We start from the raw sequence: 21,811 nt of genomic DNA on the forward strand, positions 1-21,811 counted from the left end.
TAGAGGAAAGAAAAAAAGCCTGCGCTAGGGCAGGCTTTTCAGATCCCGCTGCGCCAGCTGCGCAGCGGATGTTCCCGGGTATTGGCTGATGACCTGCTGGTACATGCCCTTGGCCCGATCGGTACGGCCGAGCTTCTGCTCGACCCCAGCCAGTTTATACAGCGAATCCGGCACCTTGTTGCTGGTGGGATAGGCTTGACTGACACGGGCAAAGGCTTGACCTGCTGCCTGCAGATCACCCTTGGCCAAATTCACTTCACCCAACCAATATTGGGCATTGCCCGCATACTGGCTGTTGGGATACTTGCGCAGGAAGGCGTTGAACGCCTGGCTGGCCTTGTCGAAGTCCTTGGACTTGATCAGGTCGAAGGCAGCTTCGTAGTAGAGCTTTTCCTTCGCCGGATCGGCCGGCTCGCTACTGGCGGCCGGTGCATTGGCGGCAGCAGGGGGCGTCGGCGTGCTGTTGGCGGCGATAGCACCACCCTGGGCCTGAGAGGAGCCACCAGCGGCCCCGGCACCTGCGTTGGCAGGCGCGGAAGAAAGCTGGGAAATGCGACCGTCCAGATCCTGGTAACGATCCAATCCTTCCTGCTTGAGCTGGCGGATTTCGTTTTCCTGAACCTCAAGCTGGCCCCGCAGGCGAGAGATATCGTCCTGCATCTGTTGCAACTGACTGAACAGTTGACCCATGCCGGAAACGGGGGCCCCGTTTCCGGCACCGGCCGCGCCTGCGCCACCATAGCCCTGCCCAGCGGACTGGGCAGCTCCATAGCTACTATCCTGGACGGGAACCTGAGCCCCGGCGACAACCGGTACACCGAGGGTCAGGGCGATCAAGAACTGCAAGCGCTTGGACATCTTTAATTACTTCACCAGCACGACGCGACGGTTCTGTGCCCAGCAGGATTCATCATGCTGTACGCAGACCGGGTTGGTCTTGCCGTAGGAAACGACTTCCAGCTGAGCCGGGGAGACGCCCTGCAGCACCAGGTAACGCTGAACGGCCTGAGCACGACGCTCACCCAGAGCCATGTTGTATTCGGCAGTGCCGCGCTCGTCGGTGTAGCCGTTCAGGACAACACGCTGGCCGCTGGACTTGAGATCCTTGGCATGGACGTCCAGGGCACGCATGGCTTCCGGCTTCAGGTCGGAGCTGTCGTAGTTGAAGTAGAAGGTGGTGATGGCGCGCAGAGCGGCTTCGTCACCCATGCTGCCGTCGACAGCACCAGCGTTGGCACCGTAACCAGCGTTCGGATCAACAGCACCGGCGCCAGCGCCAGCACCTTCACCAGAGGCGTCGCCGCCCTTGGAGGAACAACCAACGGCAACGGCCATGGCCAGAGCCAGCGCGGCAAACTTGCCGAATTTCAGCATTTCCATCATGTAACTCCTAAAAGAACCGCAATATGGTGTTTCTAAGGACTTTTCTAATTAGCCGTCAGTTCAGGTAAGAGGACCACGAAGGCTCACTTGCATCACCTTGGGCGGTAGGAATGGGGATCCGAACGCGGCCGTTGATGGAGACAAGCATAAGGACACCTCGGTCCTGCTGGCGGGTGGCGTAGATTATCATGGTGCCATTGGGCGCAATAGTGGGCGAATCATTGAGCGTGCCGCCGGACAGCACCCGAACCGAACCACGCTGCAGATCCTGGGCACCGATCTGGAAGTTGGTGAAACCTTCCTGGCGATGGACCATGACCAGGGTTTTCTCGTCGGCCGACAGTTTCGGGTTGGCGTTGTAGTTACCCACGAAGGTCACCCGCTCGGCGCCCCCCCCATTGACATTCATCTTGTAGATCTGCGGCTTGCCGGAGCGGTCGGAGGTGAAATAGATGGACTGCCCATCCTTGCCCCAGAACGGCTCGGTGTCGATGGCGGAGTCATTGGTAACTCGACGCAGCGCCCGGCTACCCAGATCCATGACATAGATCTCCGGGTTACCGTCCTTGGACAGCACCAGAGCCAGGCGGTTGCCGTCCGGCGAGAAGGCCGGCGCACCATTGAGGCCTTCGAAGTTGGTCAGCTGTTCGCGACGACCGGTATCGATGTATTGCAGGAAGATACGCGGACGCTTTTGCTCGAAGGACACGTAGGCGATGCGCTTGCCGTCCGGCGAGAAGCGCGGCGACAGGATCGGCTCACGGGATTGCAGCAGGGTCACGGCACGAGCGCCGTCATAGTCGGCCCGTTGCAGGGTATAGCGGGTGTTGTTCGGACCGAACCGCTCGGTGGTCACATAGAGGATGCGCGTGGAGAAAGCGCCCTTCACGCCGGTCAGCTTTTCATAGGCCTGATCGGAGATGAAGTGGGCCATGTCGCGCAACTGATCGGTGCTGCCGCCGACATTGCCGGTCATGACCTGCTGTTCGGTGGCAACGTTGAACAGGGCGTACTGAGCCTGCAGCTTGCCGCCGTTCGGGACGATGTTGCCGACCAGTACGTAACTGGCGCCCAGGGCTTTCCAGTCACGGAAGATGACTTCGCTGGCCTGGGTCGGCTGGCTCAACATGTTCTGCCGCGGAATGGGTGCGAATACCCCTGAGTTGCGCAGGTCATCGCCAACGATGCTGGCAATGTCGTCCGGCAGGGGCTGACCACCCTGCCATCCGAACGGCACGACGGCGATCGGTATGGCGCGATCGCTACCGCTGGAGATCACCAGCGGATCGGCCGCCTGGGCGGAGCCCACCACCAGGACGAGGCCCAGCAGGATGTAACGGATCAGGGTGTTCACAGACTCAGGTCCTCCGGTTTGAAGATCATGCGACGCTGACGATACAGCTGATCGAAGGTTTTGCGATCCAGCTGCTGCAGCTCACGGATACGACCGACGTTACGCACGGCCGACACCGCTGAATTATCGAATTCCTTGTTGCCACTGGAGCGGGTCACCGTAGCGCTGGTGATGGTGCCATCCGGCAGCATATTGATCTGCACCTCGACACTCATACCGTTGCGTGCCGATTGCGGACGGGTCCACTGCTCGCTGACCAGACGCACGATCAGGTCATCGAAGCTGGACGCCACCTCGTCACCCTGCTCATCGGCCAGGGCCTGCTGCCGCTGGGTGTCTTCAGACAACAATTCGGCCAGGGCCTGCGCCTTCTTGTCTTCCGCTGCCTTGCGTGCAGCTGCCTGGGCAGCCTTCTTCTTGGCTTCGTCAGCCGCTTTCTTCTTCGCCGCTTCCGCAGCCGCTTCCTTCTTGGCGGCCTCGGCAGCAGCCTTTTGTTTGGCTTCTTCCGCAGCCTTCTGCTTGGCAGCTTCTGCGGCTTTCGCCTTGGCCGCTTCATCGGCCGCCTTTTGCTTGGCGGCTTCGTCGGCTTTCTTCTTGGCGATATCCGCCTGCTTCTTCTGCTCGGCAGCCTGCTTGGCTTCCGCCACCGCCTTGGCAGACTCGGCCTGCTTCTCGGCTTCGGCCTTGGCTTCAGCGGCTTTGGCCGCCGCTTCGGCTTGCTGCGCCTTTCGAGCGTCGTCGGCTTTCTTTTGTTCCGCGGCCTCTTGCTGGGCTTCCTTCTGTTGCTGAGCCGCCTTGGCCGCCGCCGCTTCGCGCTGGGCTTCCTGTTGCTGGCGACGTTGCTCCAATTGCTCCTGCTCGTACTGTTTGGCCGCTGTCTTCTTCGCTTCCCCGGCCAGTTTCTGCTCGGTCTGGACCTGGGCTGAGCTCTTGGATTTGAGCTGCACCAGGGTCGCCTGGACGATCGGGCGGGACTCGGGCAGCTCAGGGGCAAAGGCGAAGCTGACGAACAGCAGGCCGAATATCAGCACATGCAGGGCAACCGCCCAGATGACCGGCCAGAAATAACTTTCGGACGACGAACGCTCGCGGTGTCGCATCAAGGCGCCTCGGTAATCAACCCGACGTTGGGCACGCCGGCCTGCTGCAAGGCACCCATGGCGCCGGCGACGACCCCATAGTTGGCGGCCTTGTCACCACGGATGAATACCTGGGTGTCCGGACGCTGACGCATGATGGCACCGACTTGCTGACTCAGTTGTGACAGGGATACCGCAGTCGCGGACTTGGCCTTCTGATCCGTATCCACCTCGGAACCGACGTTCCAGTAGTAGGTACCGTCGGCCTTCACCGACACGGTAAGGATCTGCTTGTTGTTGTCCTGCGGCAGGGCCTGGCTGTCGACCTTGGGCAGGTCGACCTTCACGCCCTGGTTGAGCATGGGCGCAGTCACCATGAAGATGACCAGGAGCACCAACATCACGTCGATGTAGGGCACCACGTTCATTTCGGCGACGGGTTTGCGTTTCTGGCGGCGAGGGACCATGGGATACCTCTTTATTCGTCGCTGGTGTGGACTTTGCGGTGCAGGATGGCCTGGAATTCGTCCGCAAAGGTGTAGTAGCGGTTGATCAGCAGTTCCGAGCGGGCAGCAAAGCGGTTGTAGGCCACGACCGCGGGAATGGCGGCGAACAGACCGATGGCGGTGGCGATCAGGGCTTCGGCGATGCCGGGGGCCACGGTGGCCAGGGTCGCCTGCTGCGCGGTGGACAGGCCACGGAAGGAGTTCATGATGCCCCAGACGGTACCGAACAGACCCACGTAGGGGCTGGTGGAACCGACGGTGGCCAGGAACGGCAGGGCTTGTTCGAGCTTCTCTTCCTCACGGGAGATGGCTACGCGCATGGCCCGAGCGACACCCTCCATGACGGCATCCGGATCGACACCGGACTGCTGGCGCAGACGGGAGAATTCCTTGAAACCGGCACGGAATATCTGCTCGACACCGGAATCCGGATCGGGGTTGCTGCCGGCCTGGCGATAGAGCTTGGACAGATCGATACCTGACCAGAATTTCTCTTCGAAGGCGTCCAGCGCACGCTTGGCTGCGCGCATGGCGTTGCCGCGCTGGATGATCATGATCCAGGACGTGACGGAGGCAGCGACCAGTATGAGCATCACCAATTGCACCACCAGACTGGCGTTGGCGATGAGGCTCCACATGGACGAATGGTCGACGTTGGGTTGCACGCTTAATCTCCTGATTGAATTGACGCCGGATTTCCGGCAAGAACCGTTCGCATGGCTTCGGGCATGGCCCTGGGCCTGAAGCTGTCGGCACGCACACAGGCGACCGTCACCCACCCTTCACAGAGCAGGACATCATCCCTAGCCCGCCTGACCTCCTGGTGAAACCTGAGGCTGGCGCGCTTCGCTTCGACCACCTCGGCACCGATCAACAACTCGTCATCCAGGCGCGCGGGCGCATGGTAGCGCGCTTCGCTGCTGTGGACGACGAAGAGTAGATTGTCCCGGGCGAGTTCGGACTGGGCATAGCCCAGCGCGCGCAGTCGCTCGGTACGGGCGCGTTCCATGAACTTGAGGTAGTTGACGTAGTAGACGATGCCGCCGGCATCGGTATCTTCGTAATAGACACGACACCTGAGGACGGGCGGCGACGGGCTCCGCGATTGCGCGTGCATACTCTAGAACCTAGCCTCGCCGTTGCCAATCAGAAATGTTCGCAACTGCATTTAGTTACCATTGACCTCGAACAGATCGGGCGTACCGCCCTGGGCCAGACGCGTCGGCAGGTTGAGACCGAAGTGCAGATAGGCGTGCCGGGTCACCACCCGTCCGCGCGGCGTGCGCATGATATAGCCTTGCTGGATCAGATAGGGTTCCAGCACGTCTTCGATGGTGTGACGCTCTTCGCTGATGGCGGCGGCGAGACTGTCCACGCCGACCGGGCCGCCGTCGAACTTGTCGATCATGGTCAGCAGCAGGCGACGATCCTGGTGGTCGAAGCCCTGGGCATCGACGTCCAGCAGATCGAGGGCGCGGCTGGCGATGTCGTGACTGATGTGGCCCTGCCCACGGACTTCGGCGAAGTCCCGTACCCGGCGCAACAGGCGGTTGGCGATCCGCGGCGTACCCCGCGCCCGACGAGCGATTTCCAGGGCGCCTTCGGCTTCGATGGCCAGCCCCAGGATGCCGGCGGAACGGGTGACGATGGTGGCGAGGTCCGCGGTACCGTAGAACTCCAGGCGCTGGACGATCCCGAAGCGGTCACGCAGCGGGTTGGTCAGCATGCCGGCCCGGGTGGTGGCCCCGACCAGGGTGAAGGGCGGCAGATCGAGCTTGATGGAGCGCGCGGCCGGGCCTTCGCCAATCATGATGTCGAGTTGGTAGTCCTCCATCGCCGGATAGAGTACCTCTTCGACGATGGGCGACAGCCGATGGATCTCGTCGATGAAGAGCACATCGCCCGCTTCCAGGTTGGTCAGCAGAGCGGCGAGATCACCCGGGCGCTCCAGTACAGGGCCGGAGGTGCTCTTCAGGGAAACTCCCATTTCCTGGGCGATGATGTTGGCCAGGGTGGTCTTGCCCAGACCGGGCGGGCCGAAGATCAGGGTGTGGTCGAGGGCCTCTCCCCTGCCCTTGGCGGCCTGGATGAACAGCCCCATCTGGTCGCGCACCACCGGCTGGCCGATGTAGTCCGCCAGGCGCACCGGGCGGATGGCGCGGTCCTGGAATTCTTCACGGTCGCGGCCGCTGCCCGAGATGAGACGATCGGTTTCTATCATGGGATCAGACCATGCCCTTCAGGGCGCGACGGATGAGTTCCTCGCTGGAAAGGTCTTTCCCTTCCACGGCGGCGACGGCGCGACTGGCTTCCTGCGGTTTGAAGCCCAGGGCGACCAGGGCGCTGACCGCATCGGCCTCGGCACTGGCAGCGACCGGCGCCTGGTTCGGCAGCACCAGGGGCGCGATGGTGGGCAGATTTTCCCAGGCCTTGAATCTGTCCTTCAGTTCGACCAGCAGGCGCTCGGCGGTCTTCTTGCCCACCCCCGGCACCTTGACCAGGACGGAGGTGTCCTGGGCCTGAACACAGCGAACCAATTCATCCACCTCGAGACTGGACATCAACGCCAGGGCCAGCTTGGGGCCGACACCATTGAGTCGGATCAGCTCGCGAAACAGCTCACGCTCGCGTTTTTCCCCGAACCCGTACAGCAGGTGCGCATCTTCCCGTACCACGAGGTGGGTATGCAATGTGACGACCTCACCCTGGGCCGGCAGCCGATAAAGGGTCGTCATGGGCACCTCGACCTCGTAGCCGACCCCGCCCACGTCGAGCAGGAGATGGGGCGGCTGCTTGTCCGCCAGGGTGCCACGTAGACGACCGATCACAGGGATACCTTCCTACCGTTGGAGCGAGATGTTTGGCGGATGAGACTAGAGGCGCAGGCGACCGCCACGACGGCGGGTCGCGAGCAGGCCATGGGGCACCAGGCTCTGCCGGGTATGGGCATGGCAGAGGGCGATGGCCAGGGCATCGGAGGCGTCGATCTGGGGCTTCTCGGTCAACCGGAGCAGGTGCATGACCATCAGCATCACCTGCTGCTTGTCCGCTCCGCCGCTACCGACCACGGCCTGCTTGACCTGGCTCGCGGTGTATTCGCTGATTTCCAGGCCACCCTCGGCACCGGCGACGATGGCCGCGCCGCGGGCCTGACCCAGCTTGAGCGCCGAGTCGGCGTTGCGCGCCATGAACACCTGCTCGATGCCCATGGTCACCGGCCCGTATTGGGCAATGACATCGCGCACGCCGCGGTAGACGATCTGCAGCCGCTCCGGCAAGGGACCGTTGCCCGTGCGGATGCAGCCAGAGGCCACGTATTCGCAGCCACGCCCGGTGTCGCGCACCACGCCAAAGCCGGTCAGCCGGGAGCCGGGGTCGATCCCCAGCACCAGGGTTCCGCCAGCCGGGTCGAACGGCGCGCGCTCATAGAGGGACATCAGCCGAGCTGCGCCATGACGTCGTCGGGAATGTCGGCGTTGGAGTAGACGTTCTGCACGTCGTCCAAGTCTTCGAGCATGTCGATCAGCTTGAGCACCTTCTGCGCCGTTTCCAGATCCAGGGTCGCGGAGGTCGAGGGGATCATGGTCACCTCGGCTTCGTCGGCCTTGTAGCCGGCAGCGGTCAGGGCTTCGTTGACGGCGATGAAGTCGGCGAAGCTGGTGAAGACGTCGATGGAGCCATCATCGTTGGCCACCACGTCATCGGCACCCGCTTCCAGGGCGGCTTCCATCAGGGCGTCCTCGTCCAGGCCGGGCGCGTAGCTGATCTGGCCCTTGCGCTCGAAGAGGTAGGCCACCGAGCCATCGGTGCCCAGGTTGCCACCGCACTTGTTGAAGGCATGACGAACCTCGGCCGCGGTGCGGTTGCGGTTGTCGGTCATGGCTTCGACGATGAGGGCGACACCGCTCGGGGCGTAGCCTTCATAGGTCAGCTCCTCGACGTTCTCGCCTTCGCCGGCGCCCACGCCGCGGGCGATGGCCCGGTCGATGGTGTCGCGGGTCATGTTGGCGGTGAGCGCCTTGTCCACGGCCAGGCGCAGACGGGGGTTATCCGCCGGCACGCCGCCGCCCTGGCGCGCAGCCACGGTCAGTTCACGGATGATCTTGGTGAAGATCTTGCCTTTCTTGGCGTCCTGACGCTCTTTGCGGTGCTTGATGTTGGCCCATTTGGAATGACCGGCCATGAGCTACTCCATTGTCTTGACGAGAACTGCGCCGGGCGACTAGGCCATGCGCAGTGGAACGAAGAAACGGAAGGCGCCCTCCTCGGGCCGCCCTCCTCCGGTATGGCTTATTCCGCCTTGGGCTGCTCGCGCAGGCGGATATGCAGTTCGCGCAGGGCCTTGGCGTCGACCGCGCTGGGCGCCTGGGTCATGACGTCGGCGGCGCTCTGGGTCTTCGGGAAGGCGATGACTTCGCGAATCGACGAGGCGCCGGTCATCAGCATCACCAGGCGATCCAGGCCGAAGGCCAGACCACCGTGGGGCGGGGCGCCGAATTTCAGGGCATCCAGCAGGAAGCCGAATTTCTCTTCCTGCTCTTCCTCGCTGATCCCCAGCACCTCGAAGACGGCCTGCTGCATCTTCTTGTCGTGGATACGGATGGAACCGCCGCCCAGCTCGGTGCCGTTGAGCACCATGTCGTAGGCGCGCGACAGCGCGGCACCGGGGTTGGCCTTGAGCTCGTCCGGGCTGCACTTGGGCGAAGTGAAGGGGTGGTGCATGGCGGTCAGGCTGCCGTCGTCGTTCTCCTCGAACATCGGGAAGTCGATCACCCACAGCGGCGCCCACTCGCAGGTCAGCAGCTTCAGGTCGTGGCCGAGCTTGATGCGCAGCGAGCCCAGGGCCTCGGAGACGATCTTGGTCTTGTCCGCACCGAAGAAGACGATATCGCCATCGACCGCATCGACGCGGTCGAGGATGACGTTGATGTTGTCCAGCGGGATGTTCTTGACGATCGGCGACTGCAGACCCTCGACCCCGGCGGCACGCTCGTTGACCTTGATGTAGGCCAGACCCTTGGCGCCGTAAATGCCGACGAACTTGGTGTAGTCGTCGATCTGCTTGCGCGGCATGCTCGCCCCGCCCGGTACCCGCAGGGCAGCGACGCGGCACTTGGGATCGTTGGCCGGACCGGCGAAGACCTTGAAATCGACGTCCTTGAGCTGGTCTTCCACGTCCACCAGCTCCAGCGGGATACGCAGGTCCGGCTTGTCCGAGCCGAAGCGACGCATGGCTTCGGCCAGGGTCATGTGCGGCAGTTCGCCGAACTCGACGTCCAGGACTTCCTTGAACAGGTTGCGCACCATGGTCTCGGTGATGTCCATGATGTCTTGTTCATCGAGGAAGCTGGTCTCGATGTCGATCTGGGTGAATTCCGGCTGGCGGTCGGCGCGCAGGTCCTCGTCGCGGAAGCACTTGGCGATCTGGTAGTAGCGGTCGAAGCCGGCGACCATCAGCAGCTGCTTGAACAGCTGGGGCGACTGCGGCAGGGCGAAGAAGCTGCCGGGATGGGTGCGGCTGGGCACCAGGTAGTCGCGGGCACCCTCGGGGGTGGCGCGGGTCAGGATCGGCGTCTCGACGTCGAGGAAGCCGTTTTCGTCCAGGTAGCGGCGGATGCTGGAGGTGATGCGCGAGCGTAGCTTGAGCTTCTCGGCCATTTCCGGGCGACGCAGGTCGATGAAGCGGTAACGCAGGCGGGTTTCCTCGCCGACGTCGGTGTATTCGTTGAGCGGGAACGGTGGGGTTTCCGCCTCGTTGAGCACGTCCAGCTCGTAGCCCAGCACCTCGATGGCGCCGGACGCCATGTTGGCGTTGCGCGCGCCTTCGGGACGCAGCCGCACCTTGCCGGTGATCTTGACCACGTACTCGCTGCGCACGCGGTCGGCCTTGGCGAAGGTCTCGGCGCGATCCGGATCGAACACCACCTGGGCCAGGCCTTCGCGATCGCGGATGTCGAGGAAGATGACCCCGCCGTGGTCACGGCGGCGGTGGACCCAACCGCAGAGGGTGATTTCCTGGCCGTCCAGGCTCTCGTTCAACTGGCCGCAATAGTGGCTGCGCATCATGATGGTGTTTTCGCTTCTCTAGAACAGGCTGAATGCGTGGAGGCGCCAAGCCGGCAAGACCGGGCGCTCGACAGAACGGGGGATTCTATATCATCCGTCACGATTTTACCGTAGCAGGCCACGCAGCTCGACACGTGAACACTGGCTAAACGGCCAGCGGTTCTGTGATAGCCTCGAAGCCTTTCGCAACCGACCGCACAGGAGCCATAAGAATGGAAATCAACATCGGAATCGCTGAACAGGATCGCGCCGAGATCGCCGCCGGCCTGTCGCGCCTCTTGGCCGATACCTACACCCTGTACCTGAAGACCCATAACTTCCACTGGAACGTAACCGGGCCGATGTTCAACACCCTGCACCTGATGTTCGAGACCCAGTACACCGAACTGGCGGTGGCCGTGGACGACATCGCCGAGCGTATTCGCGCCCTGGGTTTCCCGGCGCCCGGCACCTATGCCGCCTATGCGCGCCTGTCGAGCATCAAGGAAGAGGAAGGGGTACCGGACGCCCAGGAGATGATCCGCCTGCTGGTCCAGGGCCAGGAAGCCGTGGTGCGTACCGCCCGGGGCATCTTCCCGCTGCTGGACAAGGTCAACGACGAGCCCACCGCCGATCTGCTGACCCAGCGCATGCAGACCCACGAGAAGACCGCCTGGATGCTGCGCAGCCTGCTCGCCGCCTGACTTGCCCCACTGTCGCGGGCCACGGCCTGCGACAGTGCCACGATTGAGCCGCCTTCACCTTTTCGGTTTAATAAGGACGCGCGTTCTGCGCCGGGTCACGCCGCTGCCATGCATCGCCTTGGCAGTTTCGGCAGACCCGCGTTCTTGACTCCAAGGTGATTTCACATTGAACACGTTATCTACTGTCCATGTCGTGGTGGGCGCTGCTGCGCTCTTGTTATCGGCTATTCCCGGACTGCAGTCCGACACCTCTTCCTTCGATCAACCCGAGTCCATCCATCTGGCCCTGCTGGGTCTTGCCACCCTCCTCTTCACTCCCTTCTCCCGCAGCCGCAGCAGCGGCACCCAGAAAATCGCCAGCGCCCTGCTGGTGCTCGCCGTCGTGGTGCAAACCTTCATCCTGCTCGCACCGCTCTCCCACATCGGCGGCGTACCCGCTGAATTGCTGCCCCTGGGCATGACCCTGGTCGCCGCCCTGGCCAGCCTGCCGGAGAAGTTTCGCGCTCCGGCCAGCGGCACCGCCGCAGTCGAACCCGAGGCGCGTCCGCGGCCGACGGTTCGCCCGACTCCGGTCGCCGCCGCCCCGGCACGTCCGCTGGCCGATGACCGCGAGCGCGGCACGGTGAAGTGGTTCAACACCTCCAAGGGCTTCGGCTTCATTTCCCGCGACACCGGCGACGATATCTTCGTGCATTTCCGGGCGATCCGCGGCGAAGGCCACCGGGTACTGATGGAAGGTCAGCGCGTGGAGTTCTCGGTGATCCAGCGCGACAAGGGTCTACAGGCCGAAGACGTGGTCATCGCGGCCTGATCCTGCCGGCAAAAACAAAGGCCGCCCTCGGGCGGCCTTTGTTTTTGGGCGTGAGTCCGGGGCGGCAGTTACTGACGCTGGGCCGCGGCGGCCTTGCTGTCGGTCATGCCGGTGGTGTTGCCCAGCAGGCTGGCGGTGGCGGTCTGGATGAAGGCTTCCAGGCGCTTCTGCAGCTCGGGCACGCTGGCATCGCCCTTGACCACCTCGCCACCGGCCTCGGTGCCCAAATGGTAGCGATAGAGCACGGCGTCGCGATCACGCGGCTTGACCAGGATGCGGTCACCGGTCACCAGGGCGACGGTCTGGTCGCTACCTGAAGGCTTGATCACGGCGACGCCCTGGTCGCCCTGGGGCAGGCCGAGCAGGTCGCGACCCCAGCACTGGTGCTGGGTCGGCTGGCCGAAGCGGGCCAGGACGGTGGGTACCACGTCGATCTGGCTGCCCACGGTGTCACGGCGGGCGCCGAAGGTTTCCTGCACGCCCGGACCGATCAGCAGCAGCGGCACGTTGAAGCGCGACAGGTCCATCTCGGTGATCTGCTCGTTGTTGCCGAAGCCGTGGTCGCCGAGGATCACGAACAGGGTGTTCTTGTACCAGGGTTCGTTTTTCACCTTGGCGAAGAATTGGCCCAGCGACCAGTCGGCATAGCGCATGGCGGTGAGGTGCTCGTCGAGCGAGCCGTGGCCGGTGACCGGCGTGACCGGCAGGTCCTTGGGCAGCGCATAGGGCGTATGGTTGGACAGCGTCTGCAGCAGCGCATAGAAGGGCTTGCCGTCCGGCGCCTTGGCCAGCTTGTCCAGCTCCTGCACCGATCGATCGAACATGTCCTGGTCGGAAACGCCCCAGGTCGGGTCCATGAACACCGGGTTGACGAAGTCCTCACGCCCGACGAAGCGGGTCATGCCCTGGTTGCTGAAGAAGCCGGACTGGTTATCCCACTGGAAGTTACCGTTGTAGACGTAGACGTCGTCGAAGCCCCGGGTGCTGAGCAGTTGCGGCAAGCCGGAGAACTGGTGGGCGCCTTCGGGCATGCGCATCAGGTACTCGAAGGCCGGCAGGTTGGGGAAGCAGGCCATGGTGGCGAACATGCCCTGGTGGGTATGGGTGCCATTGGAGAAGAAGCGGGTGAACAGGGTGCCCTGCTTGGCCAGGGCGTCGAAATTCGGCGTGATGCCGTCTTCGTTGCCCAGCGCGCCTATGTAGCGACCGGCCATGCTTTCCATGAGGATCACCACCACGTTGCGCACCTGGGGCAACTTGCCTTCGGCAGGCGGCGTATAGATGCGGCGGATGGCGGCCTTGTCGGCGTCGATCAGTTCATCGCGCGGGGTCAGCAGCATCTGCCGGGTGACGGCCAGGGCGTCGGCGGCCGGCATGGTCGCTTTCCAGCTGTTGTCGCGGTGATCGGAGAAGCTGTTCTCGGCGGCATTGATCAGGGTCAGGGTGCCGTTCAGGCCGAGGTGATTGGCGAACATCGAATCGGTGGTATAGGCATCGCCCCAACGCAGCGGCGGGCCGGATCTCAGGGTGCCCCGGGCGGCAATGACCGCCACCACCAGGCAGAGCAGGAACACCGCACCCCGGCGATACCAGACCGGTGGACGCGGCGCGGCATAGCGGCGGGTGGCCCGCTCGACGCCGAAGAACACCAGGCCCAGCAGCAGCGTCGCCACGGCCCAGGCCAGGAGCAGACGCACCACCGGGAAGCCGTTCCAGATCATGCTGGTGACGGTATGCAGGTCTTCCTGCATATATTGGAACACCAGGCTGTTCAGGCGCTGATGGAATTCCCGATAGAAATTCAGCTCGCCAACGCCCAGCAGCAGGCAGAGGCTGGCGGCCAGGGTGAACCAACCGGCCTGCAGGCGCCGGGCAGCCATGGCTCTGGCGCTCAACAGGCAGAGCAGCGAGGGCACGCAGAGATAGACCACCAGGCGCAGATCGAAGCGAGCACCGTTGAAGAAGGCCTCGGCGAAGGTGGCGAAGGGCGAATTGCCGATCAAGTCCTTGTTGTAGCCCAGCAGCGCCAGGCGCAGCAGGGTGAACATGACCATCAGGGCCAGGGCGCAGCCGAGCACGAAGCTCAGGTGGCTGCCCAGCGTCGGCACCGGCCGGACGCCGGTGGCGCGTGGGGATTGGGGGACTTCCGTTTGCGACATGAAAACACCTTGTCAAAGGGGCGGGGATTCGCGGCGGCGAGCCGCTCGGCGACGACGGCGAGGACGTCTCGCGCGCGGCCGGCAGGCGGAGGAGTTTAACCGGCCAGCTCCGCGGCGCCAGCTCTGCCGCGTCGGCATTTGGCGCAACGAGTTGCCGGTCGCGCCGGAAATCGCGCAGCCTGACGCAGCTGTCGTCAAATTTTCGTCAAGGGATTGTCTGGAGACGACCTCGGCGCAGGCATGGGCGGCGGCCAGCGCTTGCAGTAAAATCCAGCACCTTTTCACCGCTCCAGCGCCGTATTCAGGATGCCCCATGGCTCACCGTGACGCTCTGCAGGTGCTTCGCACCTATCTGACCAGCCAGATTCTCGGCCAGGAAACCCTGGTGGAGCGGCTGCTCATCGCAGTGCTGGCGGATGGACACCTGCTGGTGGAAGGCGCGCCGGGGCTGGCCAAGACCAAGGCCATCAAGGACCTGGCGGAAGGCCTGGAGGCGGACTTCCACCGCATCCAGTTCACCCCCGACCTGCTGCCCGCCGACATCACCGGCACCGAGATCTATCGGCCCGACACCGCGAGCTTCTCCTTTCAGCAGGGGCCGATCTTCCACAACCTGGTCCTCGCCGACGAGATCAACCGCGCGCCGGCCAAGGTGCAGTCCGCGCTGCTGGAGGCCATGGCCGAGCGCCAGGTGAGCATCGGCCGCACCTCCTACGCCCTGCCCGAGCTGTTCCTGGTGATGGCGACCCAGAACCCCATCGAGCAGGAGGGTACCTATCCCCTGCCCGAGGCCCAGCTCGACCGCTTCCTGATGCACGTCAAGATCGGCTATCCGGATGCCGCGGTGGAGCGGCGCATCCTGGCCCAGGCCCGCGGCGAGGCCCTGGATGGCGAGACCCTGCCGACCGAGCGGGTCAGCCAGGCGGCCATCGCCGCGGCACGCCGCGAGGTATTGAGCCTGTACATGGCCGATGCCGTGGAGGAGTACCTGGTGCAGCTGATCATGGCGACCCGCACCCCGGGGCGCTTCGACCAGGATCTGGCGCACTGGATCACCTACGGCGCCAGCCCGCGTGGCTCCATCGCCCTGGATCGTTGCGCCCGCGCCCACGCCTGGCTCGCCGGCCGCGATTTCGTCAGTCCGGAGGATATCCAGGCGGTGGTGTTCGATGTATTGCGCCATCGCATCATCCTGTCGTTCGAGGCGGAGGCCGCTGGCGTCGACCACGACCGGGTGGTGCAGCGCATCCTCGATCTGGTGGCCGTGGCCTGAGATGGCCGAGCGCAACGGCGTGACCCTGGGCCTGGCCGAGCTCATCGAGATGCGCCACCGGGTGGTCGAGGTGCAACTGTTTTCCGCCGCCGGACGCCGCAGCCCGCTGATCGGTCTGCACCACTCACGCCTGCGTGGCCGCGGCGTGGACTTCGACCAGGTGCGCGCCTACCAGCCCGGCGACGACGTACGAGCCATCGACTGGCGCGTCACCGCCCGCACCCGCGAGCCCCACACCAAGTTGTTCCACGAAGAACGCGAACGTCCAGTCTATCTGCTGCTGGAGCAGAGTCCGCGCACCTTCTTCGGCACCGGCCAGCAATTCAAGTCGGTCTTGGCCGCGCGGCTGGCGGCACTGATCGGCTGGGCGGTGCTGGAACACAACGACCGAATCGGCGGCATGATCTTCGGTGGCGAGCGCCTGCACGAGGTACGCCCACGCCGTAGCAAGCAGAATCTGCTGCGCTTCTTCGACCATCTGCTCAACGCCAATCGCGCCTTGCAGGACCCGGCACTGGCCCAGGTACCGCGGATCAGCTTCAACCAGGTCTTGCGCCGCGCTCGGGAGGTGCTGCGCCCGGGCAGTCTGGCCCTGGTGATCTGCGACGAGCGCAGCCTGGACGTGGCGACCGAGCAGCACCTCACCCTGCTTTCGCGGCACAGCGATCTGGTGCTGCTGCCGCTCTCCGATCCGCTTGATCACGCCCTGCCCCAGGCCGGCCTGCTGCGCTTCACCAACGGCCAGGCCGAGGTCGAGCTGGACACCGACCGCGCCGACGTCCGCCAGGGCTATGCCGAACAGGCCGCCCACCGTCGCGAGCGCTGGACCGAGCTCAGCTTGCGCCTGGGCATTCCGCTGTTGCCGCTGTCCACCGCCGACGACCTGGTCGAGCAGCTCCGCCATCTGCTGCGCCAGCATCGTCCGGGGTATGCCTCGTGAGCCCCGGCGTACCCAATCTGGAACCGTTGCGCCTGCCGCCGGAGCCGCCCTTCTGGCCGCCCGCGCCGGGCTGGTGGCTGCTGGCACTGGTGGTGCTGGCGCTGAGTCTGTTCTTGCGGCATCGCCGTGGCCGCCGCCCGTTGGTCACCGCCCCGGTCATCGAGGAAAGCAGCGAGGAAGACCTGCGCAGTACCGCCCTGGCCGAACTGACCCGCCTGCCCCGTCCCTACGGTGCTCCGGCCGGCCCCTGGCTGCAGGCGCTCAACGCCCTGCTCAAGCGTCTCTGCCGCGCCAGCTATCCGGATCAGATCAGCCAGACCCTGAGTGGTCGCGACTGGCTGGCCTTTCTCGATTCCCGCTGCCCGGCGGCCGGCCTGACGCGCTACATGATCCTGGTGGATGGCGGCTACCGTCCGGACCTCCGGCTCGAAGACCGGACCATCGACGGCCTGCAGGATGCGGTCGCCACCTGGATCCGCAAGCATGTTTGAATTCGCCTGGCCCTGGCTCTGGCTGCTGGCACCGCTGCCCTGGCTGCTGCGCGTGCTGCTGCCCGCCGCGGACAGCGGCCAGGCGGCCCTGCGGGTCGAGTTCCTCAGCGAACTCACGCATCTCGGCGGTCGTACCGCGCGCTCCGGTAGCCTCAGCGGCGCCCGGCGTCTGCTGCCCTATCTGCTGGGCTGGCTGCTGATCCTGGCCGCGGCGGCCCGGCCACAGTGGGTGGGCCCACCCCAGCCGCTCGCCGTAAGCGGTCGCGATCTGCTGCTGGCGGTGGATGTCTCTGGCTCGATGGACACCCCGGACATGCAACTGGGTGACGAGAACGTCAGCCGCCTGACGCTGGTCAAGCAGTTGCTCGGTCGCTTCATCGACAGCCGCCAGGGCGACCGGGTCGGGCTGATCCTGTTCGGCTCCCAGGCCTATCTGCAAGCGCCCTTGACCGCCGACCGGCGCACCGTGCACACCCTGCTGGACGAAGCCCAGATCGGGCTGGCCGGGCGCAACACGGCGGTGGGCGATGCCGTGGGCCTGGCGGTCAAGCACCTGCGCAAGCGGCCGGACAACAGCCGCACCCTGATCCTGGTCACCGACGGCGCCAGCAACGGTGGGGTGGTGACGCCTGCGGTGGCGGCCGCCCTGGCGGCGAGCGAGCGGGTCCGGGTCTACACCCTGGGCATCGGCGCCGATCCGGACCCGCTCGCCACGGGGAGCACGCCGAGCGACCTCGACGAGCCCATGCTGCGCCATCTCGCCGAAGTCACCAACGGCGCCTACTTCCGGGTGAGATCCAGCGAGGAACTCGCGGCGGTGTCCCGCCAGCTCGACCGCCTCGAACCCATCCGCCAGCAGCCCGACCAGGCTCGCCCGACCAAGGAGCTCTATCCCTGGCCCCTAGCCTTGGCGCTGTTGCTCGGCCTGGCCATGGCCCTCGCCCGCCTGCCACTGCCCGAGCGCTGGCGCCGCCTGGGAGGACGCCCATGAGCGACTGGCTGCCGCTGTTCTTGCGCCCGGCCTGGCTGCTGGCGCTGCTGCCGGTCGCCCTGGTGATCTGGGCATTGCGCCAGCGCCGCCATCGTCATGGCAGTTGGCTGGCACTGCTCCCACCCGCCCTGCATCCCTGGCTGCTCAGCGACGGCGACCGCCAACGCTCGCCGCTCGGCTTGAGCCTGCTGGGCGCCGCGGGCCTGCTGACCTGCCTCGCCCTGGCCGGGCCCAGTTGGCAGCAAGGCGAACAGCAGAGCTTCCGACGTAACGATCCCCTGGTAGTGGTACTGGCGCTGACCCCGGACCTGCTCGCCACCGATGTCACCCCCAATCGCCTGCTGGCCGTGCAACGCAAGCTGCAGGACCTGCTCAAGGCGCGCCAGGATGGCGAAACCGCCATCGTCGTCTATGCCGGCAGCGCCCACACCCTGGTGCCGCTGACCGACGACCTGGCGACCACGGAAAATCTGCTGATGGCCCTGCGCCCCTCGATCATGCCGGTGCCGGGTCAGCGCGCCGATCTGGGTGTCGCCCAGGCGTTGCAGCTGCTCGGACCGGCGCCGAGTCCGAGCGCCCGCCTGCTGCTCATCGCCAGCAGCCTGGATGATCGCGAACGCCAGGGTATCGAGCGACTGTTGCAGGGCCACCTGCGCCAGCTGGCGATCCTCGGACCGGGCACGCCGCAAGGCGCCCCGGTGGCGACCGAGACGGGCAACTACCTGAGCGACGCGGCGGGCGGCATCCGCATCGCCCGCCTGGCCGAAGGACAATTGCAGGGCCTGGCTCAGGCCCTGGGGGGGCGTTATCAGCGACTGCAACGCGATGACAGCGACCTGCGCCGGCTCGGCCTGCTGGAACGCCCGGACGAGGTCAGGCTCAACGACGGCGAAGGCCCCTCGGGCTGGCGCGACCAGGGCTATCTGCTGCTCCTGCCGCTGCTGCTGGTCGCCTGTGGTGCGCGGCGCGGCTGGCTGCTGTGCCTGCCCTTCTGTCTGCTGCTGACGCCGCCACCCGCGCAGGCGGGCGGCTGGGACGACCTCTGGCTAAGACGCGACCAACAGGGCATGCAACTGCTGGGCGACGATCAACCCGCGGCAGCCGCCGAACGCTTCACCGATGAGCGCTGGCGCGGCGTGGCCCTCTATCGCAGTGGCGACTATGCCGGTGCCGCCGCCGCCTTCGCCCGCGACCCTTCCGCGGACGGCCACTACAATCGCGGTAACGCCCTGGCCATGGCCGGTCGCTACGACGAGGCACTACGTGCCTACAACGCCGCGCTGGTCCTGCGTCCGGACCTGGCCGTCGCCCTGCGCAACCGTAACCGCCTCGAGCGCCTGCTCGCCCAGCGCGCGGCCGCGCAGGCAGAGGCCGCCGCCCGCAGCCACAAGCCCCAGGCCGCCACCGCGACCAGTGTCCAGGCCGACGAGCTCAGCAGTGCCAGCAGCGCCAGTCCCGACACCACCGCCGCGGCCAGCCCGCAGTTCCAGGCCCAGGCGGGCGCGGACTGGCTGGTCAGCCCCAGCTCCGCCGACGATCCCCAGGTGGAAGAGCAACGCCAGGCGGCCGAACAATGGTTGCGGGAAATTCCCGACAATCCGGCCGACCTCTTGCGTCGCAAGTTCTGGTACCAGCAGCAACAACGTGAGGAGAACGCGTTGCAATGAAGCCCTATCCGTTGCTCGTGACCCTCGCGCTGCTGGCGCCCGCCATCCAGGCGGCCGATCTCAGCGCGCGCCTGGAGCGCAGCCAGATCGGTGAAAACGAGACCCTCGACCTCATCCTCGAAACCACCGCCCCCGCTCAGTTCGGCAAACCTGACCTCGGTCCGCTGGCGCAGGACTTCAAGGTGCTGGGCGTACGGCAGAACAGCCTACCCCCTGGCGAACGGGTGACCACCCGCTGGAACGTGACCCTGCAACCCAAGAGCAGCGGTGCCCTCACCATTCCCGCCCTCACCCTGGACGGCGCCCGCAGCCAGCCGCTGAACGTCACCGTCGAGGCGAGCGCCGCCAAGCGGCATACCCGCGAACCCGTCTATCTGGAAGCTTCCGTGGACCACACCAAGGTCTACGTGCAGGCGGAGACTATCCTCACCATCCGCCTCTATCACGCGGTGGCGCTCTATGACGACCACGTGCTGACGCCGCCTACTCCCAGCGATGCCCGGGTCGATCCGCTGGGTACGCCGCAGGTCTACGAGCGCGACATCGATGGCGTGCGGCATGGGGTGATCGAATGGCGCTACGCCATCCATCCACTGCAAAGCGGCACCCTGGTGCTGCCGCCCCAGACCTTCAGTGCCACCCTGGCCGGCGGTATCGACGACAGCTCGCGAGCCGGCCAGCCGATCCAGTTGCGCACCCAGGCCTTGACCCTGGAGGTCCAGCCCCAACCGGCAAGCTATCCACCACAAACGCCCTGGCTGCCAGCGCGCAGCCTGACCCTGACCCAACAGTGGAATCCGGCGCCGGAAAACGCCCGCGAAGGCAGCGCCCTGACCCGGACGCTGCAATTGCGTGCCGAGGGGCTGGCGGCGAGCCAACTACCGCCGCTGGTACTGCCCGAGGTCGCGGGCTTGAAACGCTACGCTGAACAGCCGCGCTTGTCCGTGCAGGCGCAGCCCAGTGGACTGGTCGGCCAACGCGAAGAGCGCATCGCGCTGATCCCGACCTCCACCGGCGACAAGCTGTTGCCGCCGGTGGAGGTGGTCTGGTGGAACACCGAGACCGATACCTTGGAGCGGGCGACCTTGCCGGCGCAAACCTTGGTGGTCGCTGAAGATCCGACCCTGCAACCCGCCCCCACGCAGACCACGGCCAAGGCCAAGGCCGCCGGCGGCGAACGCGGTCTGTGGCGCTGGCAACTGGCGACCGCCTTCCTGGCGCTGACCACCCTGCTGGGCTTCGGTCTCTGGTGGCGGGCGCGGCGCCAGCCGGCCGTCTTGCCGGCGACACCGGGCGTGGACAGTCGCCTGCAACGCGAAGACCTGCTGCGCGCCTGCCAAAGCAACGATCCCCATGCCACTCGCCACGCCTTGGACGCCTGGGCCCGGCAGCAACCGGAAACCCTGGCCGCCATGGGTGCCCGCTTCGAACCGCTGGCCGCCGCCCTCGACGACCTCAATGGCGCGCTGTACAGCGAAGCCGGTCAGCGCTGGCAGGGCGAGACGCTGTGGCAGGCGATCAACGCCCTGCCACCACTCACGCCCGAGGCGGTCCATCACACCCTGCCGCCGCTCTATCCGCGCTGAGCGGCTTCCTCCAGGCGCGCCAGGCGCTCTTCCAGCGTGGCGATCCGGGCCTCCAGAGCCTCCAGCCGTCCTTCGCGACCACCCGCTGACGCCGCACCTTCGCTGGCACTGCCCAACTGAGCGATCTGGGCTTCGCGTTCCGCGGCACTGCCGAACAGATGCAGGTAGCGCTCTTCGCGCTGCCCGGGCTGACGGCCGAGACCAACAGCCAAGCCGCGGGCGATCAGGCGCTCCAGGTGATGGCGCACCTGCTCGGTATCGTCGAAGGCATGCATCCGCCCGCTGCGGGCGAGCAACTCACCCAGGGTCTGGGGGCCGCGCAGGAACAACAGCGCACAGAGCACCCACTGCGGTGGTGGCAATTCCAGCGCCTTGTCCAGGCGCTGCTCCCAGCGATCCGCCCGACTGCCCATCACCAGACGGGCCAGGCCGCGCTCCTCCAACCGCCGCAGCCCCTGCCCCACTTCCCCTGGGGTCAGGTTGAGCACCGGCTCGCGACTGGTCTTCTGGTTGCAGGCCAGTACCAGTGCATTGAGGGTCAGCGGATAGGTTTCCGGCGTGGTCAGCTGCTTTTCGATCAGGCTGCCGAGGACGCGGACCTCGGCCGCGCTCAGCGGTTCTTCGGCGAAGGCAGGGGTGGCTTCTTGGCTCATGGCGAACTCCGCAAGGATGAGGCGCCAGCCTAGCCCGCCCTCAGACCCTGTTCAACGTCTCGCGAGCTAGAGCCAAACCAGGCCTGGGCGGCCCCGCGAAAATAGCCGAGGAAGCGGATCGGACCCGCGCTCGGGTTTACGAATGGTAAATGAGCATTGCGACGGAGCC

At 65.6% G+C, this 21,811-nt stretch carries 22 protein-coding genes and 1 pseudogene; 9 read left to right on the plus strand and 14 right to left on the minus strand.

The genetic code is table 11. The annotated features are described in order from the left end of the window. Nucleotides 1-24: 24 nt before the first annotated feature. The 12 genes from ybgF to aspS form a co-directional block, all read right to left on the minus strand. Nucleotides 25-858 (minus strand): tol-pal system protein YbgF, encoded by an 834-nt coding sequence (gene ybgF / locus CCZ28_RS07600; protein WP_140217291.1) that lies wholly within the window; start codon nucleotides 856-858, stop codon nucleotides 25-27. 6 nt (nucleotides 859-864) lie between these two features. Then, nucleotides 865-1,380, minus strand: a complete 516-nt coding sequence (pal, locus tag CCZ28_RS07605) for a peptidoglycan-associated lipoprotein Pal (RefSeq protein ID WP_140217292.1) — start codon at nucleotides 1,378-1,380, stop codon at nucleotides 865-867. Nucleotides 1,381-1,438: 58 nt separating this feature from the next. Then, nucleotides 1,439-2,737, minus strand: coding sequence for a Tol-Pal system beta propeller repeat protein TolB (tolB, locus tag CCZ28_RS07610; RefSeq protein ID WP_140217293.1), 1,299 nt, complete (start codon nucleotides 2,735-2,737; stop codon nucleotides 1,439-1,441). After that, nucleotides 2,734-3,837, minus strand: coding sequence for a cell envelope integrity protein TolA (gene tolA, locus CCZ28_RS07615; RefSeq protein ID WP_140217294.1), 1,104 nt, complete (start codon nucleotides 3,835-3,837; stop codon nucleotides 2,734-2,736). The genes tolB and tolA overlap by 4 nt, the downstream gene beginning before the upstream one ends. Next, a complete protein-coding gene (gene tolR, locus CCZ28_RS07620) occupies nucleotides 3,837-4,283 on the minus strand; it encodes a protein TolR (RefSeq protein WP_058761239.1) in 447 nt (148 codons plus the stop codon). Before tolR ends, tolA begins: the two co-directional genes overlap by 1 nt. Nucleotides 4,284-4,294: 11 nt before the next feature. After that, entirely contained in the window at nucleotides 4,295-4,987 is a 693-nt protein-coding gene (gene tolQ, locus CCZ28_RS07625) for a protein TolQ (RefSeq protein ID WP_140217295.1), read from the minus strand. 2 nt (nucleotides 4,988-4,989) lie between these two features. Then, nucleotides 4,990-5,439 carry a tol-pal system-associated acyl-CoA thioesterase gene (ybgC, locus tag CCZ28_RS07630; RefSeq protein ID WP_140217296.1) on the minus strand — a complete coding sequence of 150 codons (450 nt, stop codon included), beginning with the start codon at nucleotides 5,437-5,439 and terminating at the stop codon, nucleotides 4,990-4,992. 51 nt (nucleotides 5,440-5,490) lie between these two features. Continuing rightward, nucleotides 5,491-6,543, minus strand: a complete 1,053-nt coding sequence (gene ruvB / locus CCZ28_RS07635; protein WP_140217297.1) for a Holliday junction branch migration DNA helicase RuvB — start codon at nucleotides 6,541-6,543, stop codon at nucleotides 5,491-5,493. 4 nt (nucleotides 6,544-6,547) lie between these two features. After that, entirely contained in the window at nucleotides 6,548-7,150 is a 603-nt protein-coding gene (ruvA, locus tag CCZ28_RS07640; protein ID WP_140217298.1) for a Holliday junction branch migration protein RuvA, read from the minus strand. 45 nt (nucleotides 7,151-7,195) lie between these two features. Further along, entirely contained in the window at nucleotides 7,196-7,759 is a 564-nt protein-coding gene (ruvC, locus tag CCZ28_RS07645) for a crossover junction endodeoxyribonuclease RuvC (protein ID WP_058761244.1), read from the minus strand. Then, on the minus strand, nucleotides 7,759-8,505 hold the full coding sequence (locus CCZ28_RS07650) for a YebC/PmpR family DNA-binding transcriptional regulator (RefSeq protein ID WP_058761245.1): 747 nt from the start codon (nucleotides 8,503-8,505) through the stop codon (nucleotides 7,759-7,761). The genes ruvC and CCZ28_RS07650 overlap by 1 nt, the downstream gene beginning before the upstream one ends. Before the next feature lie 107 nt (nucleotides 8,506-8,612). Beyond that, nucleotides 8,613-10,388, minus strand: a complete 1,776-nt coding sequence (gene aspS, locus CCZ28_RS07655; protein ID WP_140217299.1) for an aspartate--tRNA ligase — start codon at nucleotides 10,386-10,388, stop codon at nucleotides 8,613-8,615. Between the two features lie 212 nt (nucleotides 10,389-10,600). Here aspS and CCZ28_RS07660 point away from each other — a divergent pair, with 212 nt between their 5' ends. From CCZ28_RS07660 to CCZ28_RS24665, 3 genes and pseudogenes are all read left to right on the plus strand, one after another. Continuing rightward, entirely contained in the window at nucleotides 10,601-11,071 is a 471-nt protein-coding gene (locus tag CCZ28_RS07660; RefSeq protein ID WP_058768012.1) for a Dps family protein, read from the plus strand. Nucleotides 11,072-11,237: 166 nt separating this feature from the next. Further along, a pseudogene (locus CCZ28_RS24875) lies at nucleotides 11,238-11,546 on the plus strand (cold shock domain-containing protein membrane protein); the annotation flags it as partial. A gap of 120 nt (nucleotides 11,547-11,666) precedes the next feature. Next, nucleotides 11,667-11,882, plus strand: a complete 216-nt coding sequence (locus CCZ28_RS24665; RefSeq protein WP_160923550.1) for a cold shock domain-containing protein — start codon at nucleotides 11,667-11,669, stop codon at nucleotides 11,880-11,882. Between the two features lie 68 nt (nucleotides 11,883-11,950). Here the strand turns inward: CCZ28_RS24665 and CCZ28_RS07670 are convergent, their stop codons facing one another. After that, a complete protein-coding gene (locus CCZ28_RS07670) occupies nucleotides 11,951-14,041 on the minus strand; it encodes an LTA synthase family protein (RefSeq protein WP_140217300.1) in 2,091 nt (696 codons plus the stop codon). Nucleotides 14,042-14,354: 313 nt separating this feature from the next. Between CCZ28_RS07670 and CCZ28_RS07675 the strand changes: the two genes are divergently transcribed. From CCZ28_RS07675 to CCZ28_RS07700, 6 genes are read left to right on the plus strand one after another with little or no spacing between them, the layout of a single operon-like run. Beyond that, entirely contained in the window at nucleotides 14,355-15,314 is a 960-nt protein-coding gene (locus CCZ28_RS07675; protein ID WP_140217301.1) for an AAA family ATPase, read from the plus strand. Between the two features lies 1 nt (nucleotide 15,315). Further along, complete coding sequence (locus tag CCZ28_RS07680; protein WP_140217302.1) at nucleotides 15,316-16,254, plus strand: DUF58 domain-containing protein; 939 nt, start codon at nucleotides 15,316-15,318, stop codon at nucleotides 16,252-16,254. Further along, nucleotides 16,251-16,745 (plus strand): DUF4381 domain-containing protein, encoded by a 495-nt coding sequence (locus CCZ28_RS07685; protein ID WP_140217303.1) that lies wholly within the window; start codon nucleotides 16,251-16,253, stop codon nucleotides 16,743-16,745. Before CCZ28_RS07680 ends, CCZ28_RS07685 begins: the two co-directional genes overlap by 4 nt. Next, nucleotides 16,738-17,736, plus strand: coding sequence for a VWA domain-containing protein (locus CCZ28_RS07690; protein ID WP_140217304.1), 999 nt, complete (start codon nucleotides 16,738-16,740; stop codon nucleotides 17,734-17,736). Before CCZ28_RS07685 ends, CCZ28_RS07690 begins: the two co-directional genes overlap by 8 nt. After that, nucleotides 17,733-19,403, plus strand: a complete 1,671-nt coding sequence (locus tag CCZ28_RS07695; protein WP_140217305.1) for a tetratricopeptide repeat protein — start codon at nucleotides 17,733-17,735, stop codon at nucleotides 19,401-19,403. Before CCZ28_RS07690 ends, CCZ28_RS07695 begins: the two co-directional genes overlap by 4 nt. Then, nucleotides 19,400-20,989: a BatD family protein gene (locus tag CCZ28_RS07700; protein WP_140217306.1), complete on the plus strand. Its 1,590-nt coding sequence runs from the start codon at nucleotides 19,400-19,402 to the stop codon at nucleotides 20,987-20,989. Before CCZ28_RS07695 ends, CCZ28_RS07700 begins: the two co-directional genes overlap by 4 nt. Here the strand turns inward: CCZ28_RS07700 and CCZ28_RS07705 are convergent. Next, nucleotides 20,977-21,642, minus strand: coding sequence for a YceH family protein (locus CCZ28_RS07705; protein ID WP_140217307.1), 666 nt, complete (start codon nucleotides 21,640-21,642; stop codon nucleotides 20,977-20,979). The genes CCZ28_RS07700 and CCZ28_RS07705 overlap by 13 nt on opposite strands. Nucleotides 21,643-21,811: the final 169 nt, after the last annotated feature.

The organism is Pseudomonas oryzihabitans, assembly GCF_006384975.1.
Taxonomy (GTDB): Bacteria; Pseudomonadota; Gammaproteobacteria; order Pseudomonadales; family Pseudomonadaceae; genus Chryseomonas; species Chryseomonas psychrotolerans_B.